Origin of the sequence: Mesorhizobium sp. M1A.F.Ca.ET.072.01.1.1, assembly GCF_004023325.1 — a bacterium.
Classification (GTDB): domain Bacteria; phylum Pseudomonadota; class Alphaproteobacteria; order Rhizobiales; family Rhizobiaceae; genus Mesorhizobium.
In genome coordinates this window covers 1-17,625 of the sequence record NZ_RZSF01000119.1, presented here as the reverse complement: position 1 = coordinate 17,625, position 17,625 = coordinate 1, and the positions used below count along the sequence as shown (strand labels likewise).

Annotated in this window: 14 protein-coding genes and 1 pseudogene; 7 read left to right on the top strand and 8 right to left on the bottom strand. The window is 58.8% G+C overall.

The annotated features are described in order from the left end of the window. Positions 1–597: TCP-1/cpn60 chaperonin family protein (locus EOA32_RS17790; protein WP_281014452.1), on the top strand; the 597-nt coding region annotated here is incomplete at its 5' end. A 590-nt stretch (positions 598–1,187) separates the two neighbouring features. On the opposite strand, the gene EOA32_RS17785 is transcribed toward EOA32_RS17790, so the two are convergent. Both EOA32_RS17785 and EOA32_RS17780 read right to left on the bottom strand, forming a co-directional pair. Beyond that, complete coding sequence (locus EOA32_RS17785; RefSeq protein ID WP_128372445.1) at positions 1,188–1,667, bottom strand: ProQ/FinO family protein; 480 nt, start codon at positions 1,665–1,667, stop codon at positions 1,188–1,190. A gap of 655 nt (positions 1,668–2,322) precedes the next feature. Next, positions 2,323–2,514 (bottom strand): hypothetical protein, encoded by a 192-nt coding sequence (locus EOA32_RS17780; protein ID WP_128372442.1) that lies wholly within the window; start codon positions 2,512–2,514, stop codon positions 2,323–2,325. A 2,409-nt stretch (positions 2,515–4,923) separates the two neighbouring features. On the opposite strand from EOA32_RS17780, the gene EOA32_RS17770 reads away from it, so the two are divergent. The 6 genes from EOA32_RS17770 (at position 4,924) to EOA32_RS17745 (ending at position 11,279) form a co-directional block, all read left to right on the top strand. After that, positions 4,924–6,339 (top strand): trehalose-6-phosphate synthase, encoded by a 1,416-nt coding sequence (locus tag EOA32_RS17770; RefSeq protein WP_128372444.1) that lies wholly within the window; start codon positions 4,924–4,926, stop codon positions 6,337–6,339. A gap of 469 nt (positions 6,340–6,808) precedes the next feature. Next, positions 6,809–7,762 (top strand): LysR family transcriptional regulator, encoded by a 954-nt coding sequence (locus EOA32_RS17765; protein WP_245499315.1) that lies wholly within the window; start codon positions 6,809–6,811, stop codon positions 7,760–7,762. A 132-nt stretch (positions 7,763–7,894) separates the two neighbouring features. Next, positions 7,895–8,743, top strand: a complete 849-nt coding sequence (locus EOA32_RS17760) for an AraC family transcriptional regulator (protein WP_245499314.1) — start codon at positions 7,895–7,897, stop codon at positions 8,741–8,743. 134 nt (positions 8,744–8,877) lie between these two features. Continuing rightward, a complete protein-coding gene (locus EOA32_RS17755; RefSeq protein WP_128372440.1) occupies positions 8,878–9,753 on the top strand; it encodes a hypothetical protein in 876 nt (291 codons plus the stop codon). A gap of 137 nt (positions 9,754–9,890) precedes the next feature. Beyond that, a complete protein-coding gene (locus tag EOA32_RS17750; RefSeq protein WP_128372439.1) occupies positions 9,891–10,463 on the top strand; it encodes a glutamate acetyltransferase in 573 nt (190 codons plus the stop codon). Positions 10,464–10,553: 90 nt separating this feature from the next. Further along, complete coding sequence (locus tag EOA32_RS17745; protein WP_128372438.1) at positions 10,554–11,279, top strand: glycoside hydrolase domain-containing protein; 726 nt, start codon at positions 10,554–10,556, stop codon at positions 11,277–11,279. Positions 11,280–11,627: 348 nt separating this feature from the next. On the opposite strand, the gene EOA32_RS17740 is transcribed toward EOA32_RS17745, so the two are convergent. From EOA32_RS17740 to EOA32_RS17720, 6 genes and pseudogenes are all read right to left on the bottom strand, one after another. Then, a complete protein-coding gene (locus tag EOA32_RS17740; RefSeq protein ID WP_245499313.1) occupies positions 11,628–12,443 on the bottom strand; it encodes an alpha/beta hydrolase in 816 nt (271 codons plus the stop codon). A 455-nt stretch (positions 12,444–12,898) separates the two neighbouring features. After that, positions 12,899–14,038 carry a nucleotide disphospho-sugar-binding domain-containing protein gene (locus EOA32_RS17735; RefSeq protein ID WP_245499312.1) on the bottom strand — a complete coding sequence of 380 codons (1,140 nt, stop codon included), beginning with the start codon at positions 14,036–14,038 and terminating at the stop codon, positions 12,899–12,901. 754 nt (positions 14,039–14,792) lie between these two features. Then, entirely contained in the window at positions 14,793–14,951 is a 159-nt protein-coding gene (locus EOA32_RS38660; protein WP_156768225.1) for a hypothetical protein, read from the bottom strand. Beyond that, positions 14,948–16,468 carry a radical SAM family RiPP maturation amino acid epimerase gene (locus EOA32_RS17730; protein ID WP_128372436.1) on the bottom strand — a complete coding sequence of 507 codons (1,521 nt, stop codon included), beginning with the start codon at positions 16,466–16,468 and terminating at the stop codon, positions 14,948–14,950. Before EOA32_RS17730 ends, EOA32_RS38660 begins: the two co-directional genes overlap by 4 nt. 41 nt (positions 16,469–16,509) lie before the next feature. Next, positions 16,510–16,887: a hypothetical protein gene (locus EOA32_RS17725; RefSeq protein ID WP_128372435.1), complete on the bottom strand. Its 378-nt coding sequence runs from the start codon at positions 16,885–16,887 to the stop codon at positions 16,510–16,512. A 444-nt stretch (positions 16,888–17,331) separates the two neighbouring features. Then, a pseudogene (locus tag EOA32_RS17720) lies at positions 17,332–17,625 on the bottom strand (hypothetical protein); the annotation flags it as partial.

Genomic DNA, 17,625 nt, shown 5'->3' with positions numbered 1-17,625 from the left:
GAGGAGACCACCTCGGACTACGACAAGGAGAAGCTGCAGGAACGTCTCGCCAAGCTGGCGGGCGGCGTTGCCGTCATCCGCGTCGGTGGTGCGACCGAGATCGAAGTCAAGGAAAAGAAGGACCGCGTCGACGACGCCCTCAACGCGACCCGCGCGGCCGTCGAAGAAGGCATCGTTCCCGGCGGCGGCGTCGCACTTCTGCGCGCTTCGCTGGCCATCACCGTCAGCGGCGCCAACTCCGACCAGACCGCTGGCATCAGCATCGTGCGTCGCGCGCTGCAGGCTCCGGCCCGCCAGATCGCGGCCAACGCCGGTGCGGAAGCATCGATCGTTGCCGGCAAGATCCTCGAGAACACGGGCCCGACCTTCGGCTTCAATGCCCAGACCGGTGAATATGGCGACATGATCGCCATGGGTATCGTCGATCCGGTCAAGGTCGTGCGCACAGCTCTCCAGGACGCGGCCTCGGTCGCCGGCCTGCTGGTCACCACCGAAGCCATGATCGCGGAGGCTCCGAAGAAGGAGTCGGCTGGCGGCGGCATGCCTGCCGGCATGCCCGGCGGCGGCATGGGTGGCATGGGCGGTATGGATTTCTAGGGTCCGCGCCTCTCACTAATCTCGAAGGGCGGCAGCAATGCCGCCCTTTTCTTTGAAGTCGGACCGGCCGGAAATGTTCGGCGCGAACGCCGGCCGCACGGCCGTAGTAGCGATGGTCGCGAAAGCAGGACAAGGAGGGCGAGAGCGCGGGCCGGGGGCGCGGAGAGCCGCTGGCGTCGTGGCTTATTCGAAAACCGTTCAAGAGTATGAGGGAGCGGTGGCGAAACCGTGCAATCGACCTAGATAATATTCGCACCACCCCCAAGTCGCCGAGAGCATGAGACAGCAGCGACCCCTTGTCGTCGAGATCTACAGAAGCGTGGGCCCGTGAAGCGGCCACAGTCAATCTGGGCCGGCATCGACCTGACTGCCATCCCGAACGATATAACGGTCGCAGCGGTGGCCAGAACGAACATCGGAATAGCGTCCGGCCTTCGTTCATCTCGAAGAAGGGATGACCGACCACTCCGTTTTCGCCAGCACGAATGCGGCAGCTCCGTTGCGATCGCGGCAATTCGGATCGGCACGGGGCGCCATGTGCTCCGACCTGAGGGGCTGTCCGGTCGGCACAAGCCATCGCTCAGCGGCGATCAAGCCATCGGCTTTCGGAAGGACCGGCGACGCTTCGTCTCAACGACTATCCCGGTCGGGCTGTCGGCCGTATTCTTCGCCTTGAACACGGCGGTTCGCTTCGGTTTTGGTTTGGGTAGCGCTTGAGGCTCTTCCCCTGGCTCTGGCGTTTGCTTGGTCTCTTGTTTGTCCTTGCGGGCGCAAAGCAAAGCCTTGGCGGTCGCCGCGTCCGCATCCGAGACCACGCCGGCCGGCTTGCCATCGAGATCGACCCGTGCGGCGCCGGCATCCAGTCTCGCCAAGTATTTGGCCATCCTGGTATACGCCAGCAGGGCTCTCCTCAATTCATCATCAGACAGTTCGCCGTCAAGCACCCGAATGTCATGATGAATGCCGATCTTGAGCGGCCTGGGTGCTTTCGGATTGAACGCCGCAGGCCACTTGGCCGATAGATAGCGGAAAAGCTGTGCAGGCGATTTGCCTCGGCTAGCGCTCAACATCATAAGCCTCGCCCGATTTTTTCGTTTTCGATTCGGACCTTCCTAGCACTGATATATGCAATGATTATGGAAAAATGGGCATTCGTCCCGCAGGGCAAAGCAGCAGGGCGCCTCCTCATTGGGGAAGACGAAGTTCCTGGTGGTCCGAGCAGGATCGGCACCAATCACGCCGAGCCGTCCCCGATCGAGTTCATAGCAGTAGGGTCAGCGGTCTTTTGCCCCATATCTACGCCAGCCCATTAGCCCTCGGCAGCGTATCTGAAACGCCGGTAGCGAAAAAGACTCGACGGCCCTCCGCCGAGGGCCCGTCGGCGAGTAGGACGCCGAAAGCACCGCGGCTCCCCTCACCTATCCCGTCGTGCCAGGCGAGCGTCGTGTTAGTGAACCTGCTCAGGCGACCGTTCGGATCGCCGCCGTCCTGGGACAGGAAAGCAGGCGAATGGCTGGCAAAACGGTTCGCCGCAGCCCTGCGTCGGGCGCGGAGCATAGGCGGTGGCCATTCCGGAATAGCCTTCAGCCAAGGCAGCTCAATTCGAATGGTTGTGAGCGACCCGCTTCGGACCCATTCGATTGCCCGACCCGGCTCATCCCTGGACGGACAGTATTCTGAGGGTGTTTGCACACCATGTTCATGGTTGCCACAACGGAGATCGCGTCAGAAGCGGCGCTTAATCGGAAACGTTAGCACCTCCGCGTTTTGGCGCGGCTGCTTGAACTCTTCGACAGCAACCGCCTCGATCAGCAAATCCAAGGCTTCGCGCCCCCTCCGGCTCATCGGGTCATCGCCACGCAGGTAATGATACGCTCGATCTAGATGCACTCGCGCGGCGGAAAAATCGCTTGTCATATGACCCTCTCAGTTGCCGCCCGCGCTGGCCGTCTACGAGGTGAGGGTCGCGCAATCGTCAATATCCACAGAGGTATTTGATTTAAATCGCGGATGATCTGGGATAATCAAAACGCTGGAGTAATGGCCGCAGAAACGCCGCAGCCGGCTTGTCTATGCGAAAGCCCCTTGCTTACGTCGCCTGCGAGATTGACATTCTCCTGCACGAGGTAGGATCCATGCTTCCACGTGGTCAGGTCATTCGCGGAGCAATTTCCGGGCATCGGCTGCCGACCGAACACAGCGGTAGCGCCCGATGCGAGGTTCATGACGACCATCGCATGAAAACGTGCGATTTTTCATGGCTCCCGTCGGCTTTATGAAGTCGGTGACCGGCTTAAGAAGGTTCCTGATCGCCGCATTGGGACATTATTCCTGACCCGCTCAATTGGATCAGGCTACCCTAACGACACAAAAAGACTCGGCACAAATCTGGGTGCCGGGTCTTTAAAGGTCACATGTGATTGGGCAGGTGCTGTGACCCTTCTTGGCTAGCCCCGCATGATTAAAGAGCCGTTAACTGCGGGGGCATTCCTCAGCTTCTATTCGGCGACAGGAGCGTCCAGATAGGCTTGGCAGGACGCCATTATGGCGTTTCTGCGTTCTGTCTTATCGCTGTGACATTTGCCGCACAGGATGACGTTAACGACACTCTTTCCCGCGTGAGGTGAGGCGATGCGAGCAGGGTAGAGTGAGGCGCGGCGGGGAGGGCAGGAGGCGATGGCAAAGGCTGAAACTCGGTAAACGGCGCAGACCGTCACGCTCTCTAAAAGAGACTGTTCTTCAGAGAGTATCGTGATAATCGATCCGGCGTCGGAAGGCTCGGCCGGCTGAAGGAGGACGATAGCAATGATGAGGTCAGGGGATGGATGGCATGATCCCACGCCCGGCACCTGCACGGATCACCTCGCAAAAGTGGCGGGAGGGACCTGGAATCGAGCCGACATTGCGAGATTTTCGCGGCCATGGCGGCTTCGCCGTCTGCTGTCCGCAGGGCGAAGCGCGCATCAGATGGGCCAGCGGCGGATGCACGCGAACCGCGGGGATGACGAACACGACCGTCGCTGGCTAGGACAGCGGCACCGCGAACCCAATGTTGGAGCCTCTACGCCGCTCGATCTTGCGGAGGCGCGGCGGTCGATGCGGCCGGCAGAACCCGCGCTACCGTGAGGCGCTGCCATCTCGATATAGGAGCTGTTGACTTGCAGAAACACTGCACTGTCTGCGAACGCATCGCGACATGCCCCGACCCTGTGACCCGCTTCCGCGCGAGGCCGCGCTGGTCTTGACCAGGCGCAGTTCGACGCAGGGCGGCTAGCGCCGGCCGGTGTCCTAATGGCGGGGCGCCAGCAAAGTAGAATGTTGCATGGCGGTGGGGACGACCACAACGAGAGCGCCTGATCGGGCGTCAGCTGGTCGGGATTGCCAGCCCGATCGGGTACCGTTCAGTCAGGCACCCCTCGGCTTAGAGAGCCGCCGCTATGAACTAGCTTCGTTGGCCGGGGTCGGCCGCAAGCATCGTGACGACATCAGCGATAGGATTCTTGTCACTCTCCGTCAGCCGCAGATCGACGTCCACGAATGGCGCGCCCGACTTCCGGTAGGGGCGCCTGAGTGGGCGCTTGCTCAAGCCGGGTGGAACCGGCGGCCTGCCGGGTTTGCGACCGCGATTCACATAACCGTTGCTCTCAGCGCCATCAGGGAACCGGGCCTGACATCGCCGCCGCAATGCCGGACTCGAATATCATTCGATCATGGAGAGCGACCGCTCGATGGGGCCGAGGAGCTTTGGCCAGTTGGCTTTCCTTCGGTGATGCCGAGAGTTTCTTCAAGGTCCGCGAGGGCACAACCGCACCGGTGTTGATCGATGCCGCCAGATGAAGGTCGATTTCGAGCTTGCGCAGGAAGGCAATCCGTCCGGTCAGCCCGACCAGGTTTGACGTACCAGGCGCATCCGGCGCCGATCCCAGCAAAAGCGTGTCTGGCCAATGGTCGGGTCGCGGCGTTGAATTTCGGCTTTGACCGATATCCAACCCACGCCGACTGTTACAAGAGCTCGGGCGAATTCGTAGACGTGGTAACAAAGCTCTGGGACAATTGGGAGGACGATGCGCTCATCGCGAACCCGGAGGCGCCGGTCTGCCAGTCTAGTGGTCGTAGGGAACCGGCCCACGCTCTCAGTTAAATCAGGAGAAACATGATCCAAAAACCGAAGCTTTGGGAGCTCAGTTCCTGCCCCGCTTAGTGCCTATTTGTGTGCGCTATTCTGCCATACGCCTAATGAGATTGTCCCACCTGATGACCGTCCCTAACTTGGCTGCGATCAAAGCCAAAAGCTGGCAGGCAACAGGAGTGACCATGAAGAACATTATGAGTGCCGTTGGGGACGACGGTGGAGATGGTAGACTGGTCATCGTGTCAAACAGGGTTGCGCTGCCCGACGAGCACGGGTCACTGCCCCCGGGCGGAATGGCCATTGCGCTGAACGCCGCGCTCAAGCAACGAGGCGGCCTTTGGATGGGCTGGTCGGGGAAGGTGAAAACCGAGAAGAACCAGCTGTCACCGACGATGCAGGAGGCCAACGGCATCACCTATGCCCTTGCCGATCTCTCGCAGAAGGATCTGGACGAATATTACTACGGCTTCGCCAACAGGGTTCTTTGGCCGGTCTTCCACTGCCGTGTCGACCTCGCCGAATACAACGACGCGCGAAAGTCAGGATATTACCGCGTTAACCGACTCTTCGCAGAGTCTTTAATGCCGCTCCACCGCGAGGACGACGTCATATGGGTGCAGGATTATCACCTGATCCCTCTAGGGAAAGAACTGCGCGAGCGCGGCTGCCTCAACCGCATCGGCTTTTTCCTGCACATACCATGGCCGCCGGCGGACATCCTCGCCACCGTGCCGCTCTGCGAAGAATTGCTGGAAGCGCTTTCGTTCTATGACCTTGTCGGCTTTCAAACCGACGACGATCTTAACAACTTCGCCGAATGTCTCCGCCGCCGAAACCCAGGGTGTCTCATGAAAGACGGTAGCTACCTAGTCAAAGGGCGGGAGTTTCGCTGCGGGGTTTTTCCAATCGGTATCGACACGGCCAAGTTCGAGAGCCTCGCAGAGCTAGCGACGCGCGACGGGGATCTGCAGGAACTTTACAAGAAGACTGCTGGCTGTGACGTCGCCATTGGTGTCGACCGATTGGATTATTCCAAGGGCATCGATCGGCGCATCGTGGCGTTTCGCCATTTCCTTGATCGTAACAGCCATCGCGTCCGCAAGACGCTACTGCTGCAGATTACCCCGAAATCCCGCGGGGAAATACCGGCCTATCTGGCGCTGCAAAAGCAGATCGCCGAATTGGTGGGAAGTGTCAATGGGGAACTTGGAACTATCGATTGGGTACCAGTACACTACACCAATCGTTCCCATGGCCCGCTGGAACTGGCCCGCCTCTACCGACTGGCACGCGTTGGTCTAGTGACGCCGCTCCGCGACGGCATGAATTTGGTGGCGAAGGAATACGTGGCAGCGCAAGACCCAAGCAATCCGGGCGTCCTCGTGCTCTCGCAGTTTGCCGGCGCCGCTGGCGAGTTGGAGGGAGCGGTGATCGTCAATCCCTATGACCCAGAGGCTGTGGCGGCCTCCACGGAAGAGGCATTTCGCATGTCGCCAGAGGAACGGAAAGAGCGTTGGAACGCAATGAAGAACAGTCTCGAAGGCCACGATGTCTATGGATGGTGCGACGGCTTTCTAGCCAAGCTCGAGGCGGCCGACCTGCCAGTATGAGGCTGATCGCGACCAAGTGAATCAGGGCAGCATTCCGGCCTCGCCGAGGCGTGGTTAATGTGCTGTGGTAACCCCGATCGCGCTGACCGCAGACCAACTACCCAGTTGGTTGTAGCCGATTGTGCTGGCACGGGAGCGAAGAACTCGCGGCTGCGGCCACTCCTCAAACTATTTGAGCCGATCCGCGATAAGGGCTCTCGTCGCCGGGTCCGTCGGTGTCGTTCGACTGTCATCGCTTCGCTGATCGAGACCCCGTGTATTGAATATGTCGGCCCAGCCGGTTGGCGACATCGCTGATGTGCTAAGCAGCGTCGACCTACATCTCAAGACGTTAGCTTGAGCACATTCCATATTAAAACAAGAGGAAAAAGACATGGGTGAGCTCTCTTGCAGTCGGCAGATTTCTTCAAACACGCGTGATCGGCCACGACTGATTGTCGAGGGTGCTCGCGCCGCACGGCAACAGCAAATGCTGGCATCCATTGATCTGAATTTACTGTTGTCTCTTGAGGCGCTGCTGGAGCACCGCAACGTCACGCATGCGGCTCGGCACGTGCGCTTGAGCCAACCGTCGATGAGCCGAGCGTTGACAAGGCTGCGTGGCATTTTCAATGACGATCTTTTGGTTCGCGGCTCGAGCGGCATGGTCCCGACGCCGCAGGCCGAACGGTTGGCCCGAATGCTGCCGCCGGTGTTGGATGCGCTCCGCGGGATGGTGAACCGCCAGGGGGAATGGCGATCAAAGACGATAATGGCGATACCCGACCATCAAGCCCTGATCTTGCTGCCACCTCTCCTACCCCTGCTGCGCGAGCACGCGCCCAATCTCGACATCGTCACCGGCTCGTTTCTAACCGGCGCGCTCCGGCGGCTTGAGCAAGGCGAGATCGATCTGGCCGTTGGGCAGACCGGTGGCACTCCACCGGGCTTCTTTCGGCGCAGGCTCTATACTGACCGCTTCGCCTGCCTGCTACGTTGCGACCATCCAGCCCTGGCGCAGGAATGGACGATCGAGGCCTTCGCTGCCCTGCGCCACGCTGCCATTGACTCGGATTCTAAGGGCGGCTTCGGACGGGTGCATGACGATCTGGCCAATTTACACCTCCAAGATCGCGATCCGGTGCTGGTTTCCAACCTCCTGACGGCCGCTGTGGCCATCGCGGCGACCGATCTGGTGCTGATTGTACCACACCGCGTCGCGACACGGATCGCCGCCTTGCTCCCCCTAGCGATTGTCGATCCGCCGGTGGAACTGTCGCCTTACGAGGTTGGGCTGATTTGGCACGAGCGTTGCCATCGCGACCCAGAGCATCACTGGCTGCGCCACAAGATTGCCGCCGCAGCGGCGGCGGGAACAGAGCTGGCGCATCCATCGATAATGAGAGGGCAAACGGCTGATGCTTCGCGAAGGGAAGAAGCGTGATGCGATCGAAGTCTGGCACCATCTTCAGGACCGGGCCAGTTCATTACCCCCTCGTCCATCGGGACGCGATGCTGGTTTCGCTGTCCCAACTCAGTGAAACCGACGCGCGCTGACTTCGAGCGAGCATCTGCTGTGAAGAAGGTATTCACACTTACAGCCAACTACACAAACCAAGACCCACCTTCTTCGACCGCCGTTCGGCCGCGTCAAGGCTTTCGCAGGCCATGTTCTCAGGGTGTTACCGAGGTACATGCATCGATTCTGGCCTCGTATCTTGGCCCGGACCCTTTGGCAGGTAAGTGTTTGGCACAAATTGCGAGTTCTCGGATCTTCGGCAATCTGCCCAACGAAGTGCGGCAGATCGATATCCTTGAGCACCGTTTGTTGCGGCCGGGGCGCTACGCGCAAATCGTCATCATCGATTGCCGCGAATGGGAGCAACAGGGGTACGGTCATGCGAAGCTCTCTTCCGGACTGGTGCAACTAGCCCTGGTTTCCGAAGACAGGCTGGACCGAGAGGCGGTTTTCTCCGACGGGTATTCCGATTACCTGTTGTGGCCACTGATCGAGCAGGAAGTTGTGAGCAGACTGACCGCCTGCGTCGCTCAGATCGCGCGGCGTTCTGCACCGCTATTCTTCTCAGCCGACCCCCTCGTTCAGAAGGCTTGCGCTCTGCTGGCACAGCGAGTCGATCAGCAGATCGCCCTCAGCGAATTGGCGCGCATAGCCGGGACCAACAAGACAACACTCGTCAACCGCTTCGAGGCTGCCTTTGGCTGCGGGCCTATGACCTGGTTACGGCACTACCGGATGATGGAGGCTGCCGCCCGCTTGCGAAGCGGGCATGAAAGCGTGGCCGAGGTCGCTGAATCCTTAGGCTACGAAAACAGCAACAATTTCTCCACCGCGTTCAAGGCGATCCATGGGCTCTCGCCGCTGCGCTATCGCAAAATGGCTGCGCGCAGAGAAAGGTCTGCCTGACGCAAAGGTGGGGATCGGAACAAACTGGTATACAGCCAGTGAAGACACGCAAAGATCACCTGATACCCAAGCGTTTACGGCACTCCAGGCACTTTGCGGCTTTCACAGCAACGCTCAGAAAAGGAAGGATAAACATGTTGAACGCGGTCGCAGCGCATTTTCAAGGGCATGAACAGAGCCATTCGGACAAGAATTATGAGGCGGCGAGCGCGTTTTTCGGCGCCAACTCCCTTCTTTTGGCCCAGCCAGGTGCTGCGCGCCCCAGTGACGACACCATCGCCAACGATCAAGGAACAGTACAGTTTCACCTCATTGGTCAGAAGACTGATGACCCGGCGTACAGCGGCATCATGAAAGAAAATCAGGACAACCTTCTGGCTATAGGAGGACTCATTCACGACTACATGCATACCCATCATCCTAAAGTTGATGCGACAAAACTTGACATCAACACCTGGACGAATGTTGTGGGCAATATTCCCGATCTTTCGATGGGAGGGCAAAAACAGAAAGGTTACTCAAACAAGTTTGCCGGCACCTCCGTCTCAGCCACGTTCCTCTCCTTGATCGCGAAGGCGATCGTCACTGACGGGGCGTCTCTGCTAACGGATTTCGAGTCCTTCCTCACTGAGATGGGCAACCTGACCTTCAGCGCCAACAGCAAGTCGCAGCAGTACAAGGCTCTGACATGCACCTACCAAAGCTACCTTCTCGATAACGGGGCAGGCGGATATTACGACTACGGCGCAATTGTTCTGCGACAAGTCAAGTTCAATGAGTACTTCATTGATCTAAAATCTTCTTGCTCGTCGACACGATACGTCAACGTCGACATAAGTTATAACGAGGTTACCAATATCGTTCAGACTCGCCGGATCCGCAACGGCGGCCCCGATTACAAAAACTTCCAGGAGATCGTGAATAAGAACGCCACCGAGCAGTTTATGAATGCCAAGAACTTCTTTAACGGCGGCTCGACCCCGCAACAAGACATCACGCCCCAGGTCTGATCCTAATGATTGGTCTCGAAAGCAGCAGCGCACCAACCCACGGTGTCAATTCGAAGAAACCTCGCCGGCGTCATAGATCAGGTCCGGCTGACAGCGGTGCCGACGAACTCCGGCCCCGCTTCTATAAGAAACCAACTATGAACCCCATCGCAGAAACAACTGCGGGCCTCTTCCTGGTAATCGGCGCCCATAGCAGCGGCCCCCTCGAAGCGGAGAGGATTTGCTCAGGCTTGATCCAGAAACTGTCCGAAGGCTCAATTCTGAACTTGGATCCTAGTATGTGGCAGAATGCCATGCAAATGGTGCCGAACCAGGTGGACGCCGCCACGGCCTCGAAGACCCTGAACCGCAGGATGGCCGTTGCGGATTTCCCAAGTACCCTTGCGTCAATTTGCGCCGATGCTGCCGACGGCGACAAAGCAGGCGTCAATCTGGCGAAGCCCATCAGTGTCTATCTGAGCAGATACGGCGAACCGACTGCATTCAATTGCTTCATCCTGGATCAATCGGACTCCGCGAAAATCTATTTATCTTTAACCTGCCTTGCCGTTTTCGATGGCGGAAGCCCTGGCAGTTTCGCCGTCACCTCAACATTGCTGAAGGCGTGCCTGAATCTGTCAAACAAGGATACGCAGTCCACTATCGCGCAGGTTTTCGGCCGCTTCGGCCCGCCGAGCGACTCACCTTACTACCTGCGCGTCTTGCCCTGACCCGTATGCCAGACTTTACATTCAGCCAGAAGGAGCAGCACGCTCGTTGAATATGTGAATACCGCACATTCGTCAGCGGAAGCGACGTCGGTGGTGCGCTTTGTAGCGGGAAAGCCCATGCCCTATTGTGAAGACTTCGCGAAGGCGGACGGATGGTCTGCAGCGGATGTCAGCGTCCGTCTCAACAATGCGGCAGGCCGGAAATTTCTCACTTTCTTGCGAAGATCGGGGGTGACCACGGTCATTCGGTATTACGCGAGTTCCGAGAGGCCGAAAACCATCACACCAGTGGAGGCCAAACTACTATCTGAGCACGGTTTCGGAATTCTACCGATTTTCCAGGACAGCAGCCGCCATATTTCCAATTTCTCGAGCTCGATCGGTACTGCAAATGCAAAGAGTGCTATTGGGTTCGCAAAGCGCGTCGGCCAGCCGAAAGATAGGGGCAGTACGATTTTTTTCGCCGTCGATTTGGACTATCCGGCTACGCAGATCGACGGCCCCATCCTCGCCTACTTCCACGCGATTAAAGAGGAGATCAACGGCAATTTCGTAATCGGCGCGTATGGTAGCGGTGCCGTGCTCTCAAAATTATTGGCGGAGGGACTGATCACGGTTCCATGGATATCTATGTCGCCACTGTTCCTTGGAACCGAGCAGTTCTTTTATTCCAACCGATGGTCGATGCGGCAGGTACCTCCAGAGGTTGCCCATGGCTCCTCTGGGGTGGGCTATGATCGCAATATCGTTCGGGTTGCTCGGAGGGAAATCGGGGCCTTCCAAGTTGATGAGTCGGGCGAAGGCTCGCTGGCCTAGGATGGCGAAGGACTCCGGCTCCGTAGACGCGGCAAGCTGAAAAAGTTGTCGGATTTTATGTTCGTAGAGGTCTCCGACGTCAATTGCCTGACCGTGTCGTGTCTTTTCCTCGAAACCGGCGAGTGTAAAGCAGATGGTCCGCGAAGTTGCTTCGAAGACCAACGACATCGCCGACTATGCCGAAGCCACGAAACAAATGCGGAGGGTCACGAATTGGAAATGTCTCAAAATCGCAGGACGGAAGCACGCCATCTTGCGAACGGACACGCTTAGCCGATCGGCCGAAACGCCGGTCATAACCCGACCAAACCCACCACTGACGTGTATGCAGCGCCCTGCGCACATGTATTACATGCGCGTAGTGGCGCGGCGTCGGAGGCCGACTGCTAGGAAGCGGTCGAGCATTGCATTCACCTGGTCAGCCACTTCGATGGTGTTGAAATGGCCAGCTAACAACGTCTTGGCCAGGATGAGCTGCGAACAACGAGCCTTTAGCCAGTCGAGATCCCGGGTAGCGTTCACTAACGGCACATCCGCCGATATGTAAGCCATAGGGACTTTGCAACGCGATGCGGCGGGAGACGCGTCATAGTTGAGAATGTAGTTACGCATTGCCGAATAGGCTACATGCTGCGGTGTCTTCTCGCACGAGGGCTGGATGTAGATGTTGTGGATGCTCTCGCGCCTGGCAATATCGTCGTAGTCGACGGCCATGGACAACGCATTCTTCCGCAAAACGGCCCGATAGTTTGGACCGGAAATTTCATCCAGTAAACGACCGACGTCGGCGCTTTCGCGCAACGCCGATCCTGGCGTGACAATGGAATCGATCATCACCAGACCTGAGACCTGGTCCGGATGGCGCCCGCACAGATCAAGTGCGACCGATCCACCCATGCTGTGGCCGATGATCAGCGGTTTCTCCAGCTTCAGCTCGGCGCATTGCCATGCTACGTCATCGGCAAAACCCTCGATCGTGTACTCCTGCTTCGGTCCGTCGCTCTCCCCGTGACCGCGAAGGTTGACCGCTACAACGTGCCGACTGTGAGCAAAATATTCGATCTGCGGCGTGAATATCCTGTGATCGCCTGTCCAACCGTGAATTAAGATCAGCGGTGGACTCAGGGGTGAAGCCGGTCTTGCTTCGAAGTGTGTGCGAGGCATACCCCGGCGCGTTTCATCAGAATGGGACCCGATCGGGCTGCGTTCTTCAAGTGCGGCTCCTTTTCTCTGTGTTGGCCTTCTAAAGGGTAGATGATTGTGCCCAGAGCGGAGAATGGACCCGAACGCAGTCAGATCGCGGAAGCGATGCGTTCGCCGATCCTTTCCCGGCCGGCGCAGCCGGATTGACAATTCCTGAAAGCAGACGGCCCGATCGAAAGCGGAAGGCCGCTATCAATCGGTCCTGATCCTCGGCAAAATAGGAACCGACTGATGCTGAAACACGATGGTCTGTAAGAGGCACCAAGCCGGGGAATGTCGACTTGGCCCGGTGCAGAAGCATCGGCGGAATGACGTGGATGCGTAAAGCCAGTCGGTAAGATGCCGACGCGGCCGAAGGTGAACTTGAAGGATCTAAATGTCTGAGCAGGATCGGACCGCCAGTGTCAAAGCGGCGATCAGACAACGCGCCTATTTGCCACCATAGCCTCCAATTCGTCAACGAGAGCGGAGGCCGCGATTTCATGTTTCATGGCATCGCCCAAGCGTCGGGCCGCATCCCGGTAACACGGTTCCTGAACTAGCCGACTGACGGCGTCGGCGATCTCGGCCTCAGGAGCACTCGACGGTAGGCGTAGACCAGCTCCCTTCGACACAACTCGTGCGGCATTATCCCCTTGGTCGCGCCCGTTCGGGAGCACCAATTGCGGCAGACCGTTTATCAACGCGCGGCTGACGGTGCCGTGGCCGCCCTGCGTCACGACGAGGCAGACTTCCTTCATCACTAGGTCATGCGGTGCACCGTGCAGCAGATGCACGTTCCTGGGGGCCTCCAGTTTTCTCGAGTCAAGATGGGGGCCGATGGTCGCTACTGCGTCCACGTCCAGCGTACCCAGTGCGCTGATGATCCGCTGAACCAATTGGTCTTGACCCTGAGCCCCGGTGCTGCAGGCGACAAGCACACGAGGTCGACCGGAGTCCATAGGCCAGGGAGCCGCCCAGCCCTTCGACCAATTCGGTTGATCGAGCAGCGGCCCGACATAACGAACGTTATCGGGCAGAGAGTCGGCTGAAAAGTCGAAGGTCTGGCTGATCGCGAGCAAGTACCGATCAGCACACTGGAACAAATCCACCGTCTTGTCTAAGCCGCAGAGGCCGAGGCCGGCGCGCGCCTCGTTTAAAAGTGGAAGGAACTGGTTCAAAAAGCACGCCCAGCCTTCGCTCGCCGCAGCGGCCTCGATCCGCTCTTTTGGCGTTTGCGGCTTCACGAACCCGCTGGTGACCGGCGGAGTCCCTGGGAGAGGGCGAAGGCTAACATGGGGTGCCAACATTGCGATAGGCACGCCCGCAGCTTCGGCGCCCAATACGGCACCGAACAATAGATCGATGGCAATGACAGCATCCGTCGGGACGCGGCCGATCTCATCCCGGATATCGGCCGCATAGGCTGGCGCGGGGCCGAACACCGCCTTTTGAAACCAGTCACGGATGTCCGAAAAGTTAGTCGGGTCCGCGTCGATGCCTATCGGGGCACGCCGCCAGAACACGAATTCGCAGTCCGCCGAAGCCACTTCACTCTGCATCACTGGATCAGCCATGACGCGGACGCTATGGCCGCGCCGTTGCAGTCTTCGGGCCGCAGTCAGCAACGGACTCAGATTACCCGACGTCCCCCAGGACGCAAGCAGGAAGCTATACACAACAACACCTCACCTTAATTGTGAATGGAACCGAATTCGTTCGAAATCAGGCGACCACCAACGAAACCTTCCACCGACGACGGTGACCCTCATGACGAGGACGGGTCGACTCCGGTTTTCAAAGCGTAGCTCTCGCCCCCCAGACCAGCTTTTGCAGCTGCGGGAGCGCATCCATAGGGAGCCAGCAAGCCGCCAACATGCTCATTGGCAACCGGTGCTGCTTACGATCGAGAACGTCTATGAGGTGCGGCTATCCATGGCGAACAGGGGGAGGTCGCCGCCGTCCGACCACCACCCGGCGGATGCTGGGCTCCTTCCTTGGCTGTGTCGGTCGCGGGGCCTGCGACAGGAGAGCCGGTCGGCTGCTGCCGTCGTCTCACCCTCAAAGGGTGCAAATCTCGTTCCAATCTGACGGATCGAGCCGGCGACAAAGTTAATGCTTGCTGTTCAGCTCTTTTGGCCTGCCGCAAACAACAGATCGGCCCACGAAGCCTGTGTCGCGGACCTGACAAACCCCACAGCGTGTCGCGGGTCCGCCATTTTGAGACAATTGCGGTGAACCGGCGAGAGCCTCAGCGACAGCGGATGGTCCGATCAGAACGCCGGCGGCCTCGGCGAGCGGATAGCGGCGAGAAGAAGAGTGAAGATCGCATCAGAGCAGGTTTTCTTTCGATTTTTGCCGCAGGTCCTTGGGTGAGGAGGCGCTCGCATCCCAGCCGCCGCCGAGCCGGCCGCGATAGCCCGCTTCACCCGAGTGGGACGCAGGGCAGTGGCGTTGCGGACAAAAAAGCCCGCGGCCCGCGCCCGTCATCCCGTTCTGCCAAGCGAAATGTCGTCGAGGTCCTCTTCGATCACCCCAGCCGCGTATAGCTGATCGAGCAGGTCGGCGACTGCAAGGACGCTCGCTCCGTCCGTGACCCCCATAATCAGCTCCGAGGCTGTACAGTTCCCGCTCGCGATTAGATGGCCAATGGGAATCGGAACCACCCCGTCGAGCACTCGATGCTCAATGTTGCGTGAGCGGAGATGGAAGCAGTGGTCCCCTGCCTCGTATTGCAGGTCTCCGCGGAAGCGAATTGGCCGGTTGGGAGGCGGGCTTTCGAGCATATTCTCGTCGATGATGCTATCGAGACCCTCCCGGAACTCGTCGGGCGTGCTGAAGAAACGTTGAGCCACGATTCGGTACCCGAGAGGCCACCGTTCGCTACCCGGTACCGGCGTCACCAGTTGTAAACGTCCCTGCCGCATGTTCACGAGAAAGCCAGAAACACAGGCGATTGTCGTGGGACAGCCCTCCGGCACGGCGATTGCGGCAGCTTTGCCGGCTGCCCTGAGTTTCTCCTTCCGCGCTCGTGCGCGCCCGGTGAAAGCCTTTGCGGTCGGCCCGTCCTTGCCCTGCAGGATGAGTTCGACCCCCATCAGGTCCTCGGGCGAAAACGCCGCGTGTATCTGATTAAGATGGTCCGTGCTTAGCACCGAGAAACGATTGATCACGCGACCGTAGCGTTCGAACAGTTCGAGCACGCGGTTGGTGAGTGCCTGATCCTTGAGCGGGGCCGCCGTCGTCGTTTGTGGCAATTCGCCCGTGATTTGATGGTAGTCGAACAGAAAACGGTCGTACTCCGGGTTGTCGATCGGGTCTGTGGCCCAGTAACAGAAGCCAGTGCGGACTGCCGAACCAAACATTTCGCTCGCCACACGGAGCACGCCGCGCCAAACCTCTGCATGCTCCTCAGTGTATTCATAGTAACCTTTGAAGGTACCCGCCGAGAGGCCACAGAACCAGCAACCGACGGTGCAGCCTTCGCTCAGCTCGAAAGCGATGACGGAGTGCGCGATCGACGGTGCCAATTCGCCCATTTCGTCGTTACAGAGCCGGATTTGGCGCTCGCGCCAGGCATGAAAGCGAGGGTTGATAGTCGACATTTCGCCTTGGCCGCGCATGAGGTCGCGATGGCGCAACATCTCCCGCGTATACTCATCCCACATCATAGCCAGCGGCCACGGGGCAGACTCCGGCTTGAAGCGATACTTCAGGTAGTCACCGCACCAGAGCGGCAGGATCTCCATTGGGTCAACTTCGATGCCGTAGCACGCGGTCACTATCCGAGGATTGTCGAGGTTCTCGGAAAGCGCCGTACGGAAATTCCCGTCACCGGCCAGCCGCTCCATGAAGCGCTTGATATGTGACAAACTGCGCCGTTCCTTTGGCGTGCGCCGATCAAAAATCTGCCGCCAGCGTTCGCTCCGAGGGTAGAGATGAGCCGTTGCAGCGGCCCCTTGTCCGACTGATGACATTATCTTCTCGCTGACAAGCTTTGCGATCATGTTCTCTTCAGACCGGCTCCTTCGAGCGAATGCGATCAGAGCTAGCTCGCGACCGCTACAACTATCACAACGACGATAACGACCGCGACGGCTGCAGTTTTTCCACCGACTTTAACAGGGCTCATGGATGTACAAGGAGCGCAATTAGCCAACGCTTTGGTGTGTACAAGGCTGGTCAAGGTCGAAACACTCGAACCATCCTTGCGGCCCGCAGTCGCGCGAAGCTTCTTGCTATTTGGTTTTTCTCGGCTGTTCGATCGGATCAAACGTTTAACCTGGTCGAGTGTGATGTTGTAGTCGAGGTCCTTTGCAAATTCCACAATCGACGCAAGCCCTCCAGCACGCCGTTTGAGGTTTTCAAGCGGACTGCCTTTTTTTCCCAACTCGTTGATGAATCGCTCTACGTCAGTTCGCGCCATAGCTAATTCCCGCCTCTGCTCAGTGTCCGAGCTATCCAGCCATCTCGCTCTCACGAGCGATCGGCTGATGTACCAGCAAGCTTCGTACCAATCTCAAATCTCTGATTTTGCGCGTTATCTGACCGCACGTTGTCAACTTACCGACCTTTTTGGATCTTCTGGATCGTGGCCGAGTAGCTCAGCCATTCGGCTTTTCGCCTTAAAAGATCCGGGCGGGTGGATTTCCCACACCATTGTGGCCCGCTATATTTGGTGCGGGAAAGCCGCACGCCACAGCCGGGGGCGACCGCCGCCGATGACCCGGTGGGCGACGTAGCGAGCCCTCTCCAGCCCATCGGCCCGTCATTTGCGCAGCAGATCGTGCCCGCTCATATGCCGGGCGGGCCAGATCGAGCGGGACAAGGTCCGGCTTCCCGTCAGTCATTGGCAAGCCAGGCCGGCAATGGCGTTCCCCTCACGGATCATCTGGTCCCACTGTCCGGATGATATACGCGCCTGCAATTTCGGATCGATCTCAAGCGTCCGCAGGAATGCAATCCGTTCGGTCAGTCCGACCAGATTGGATGCACCCGGCGCTTCCGGCGTCGATCGCAGCCAATGAAAGCGCGTCTGCCCGATCGCCGGGTCAGCCTTCAAGAGCTTATCCAATGATTGAAGCGTATCGACCGAAATTTCTTCGATCAGCGCTCTCTCTGCCCGCCGACGAGCAATCGAGCGGCCCGCGAGCCCTATTCGCTT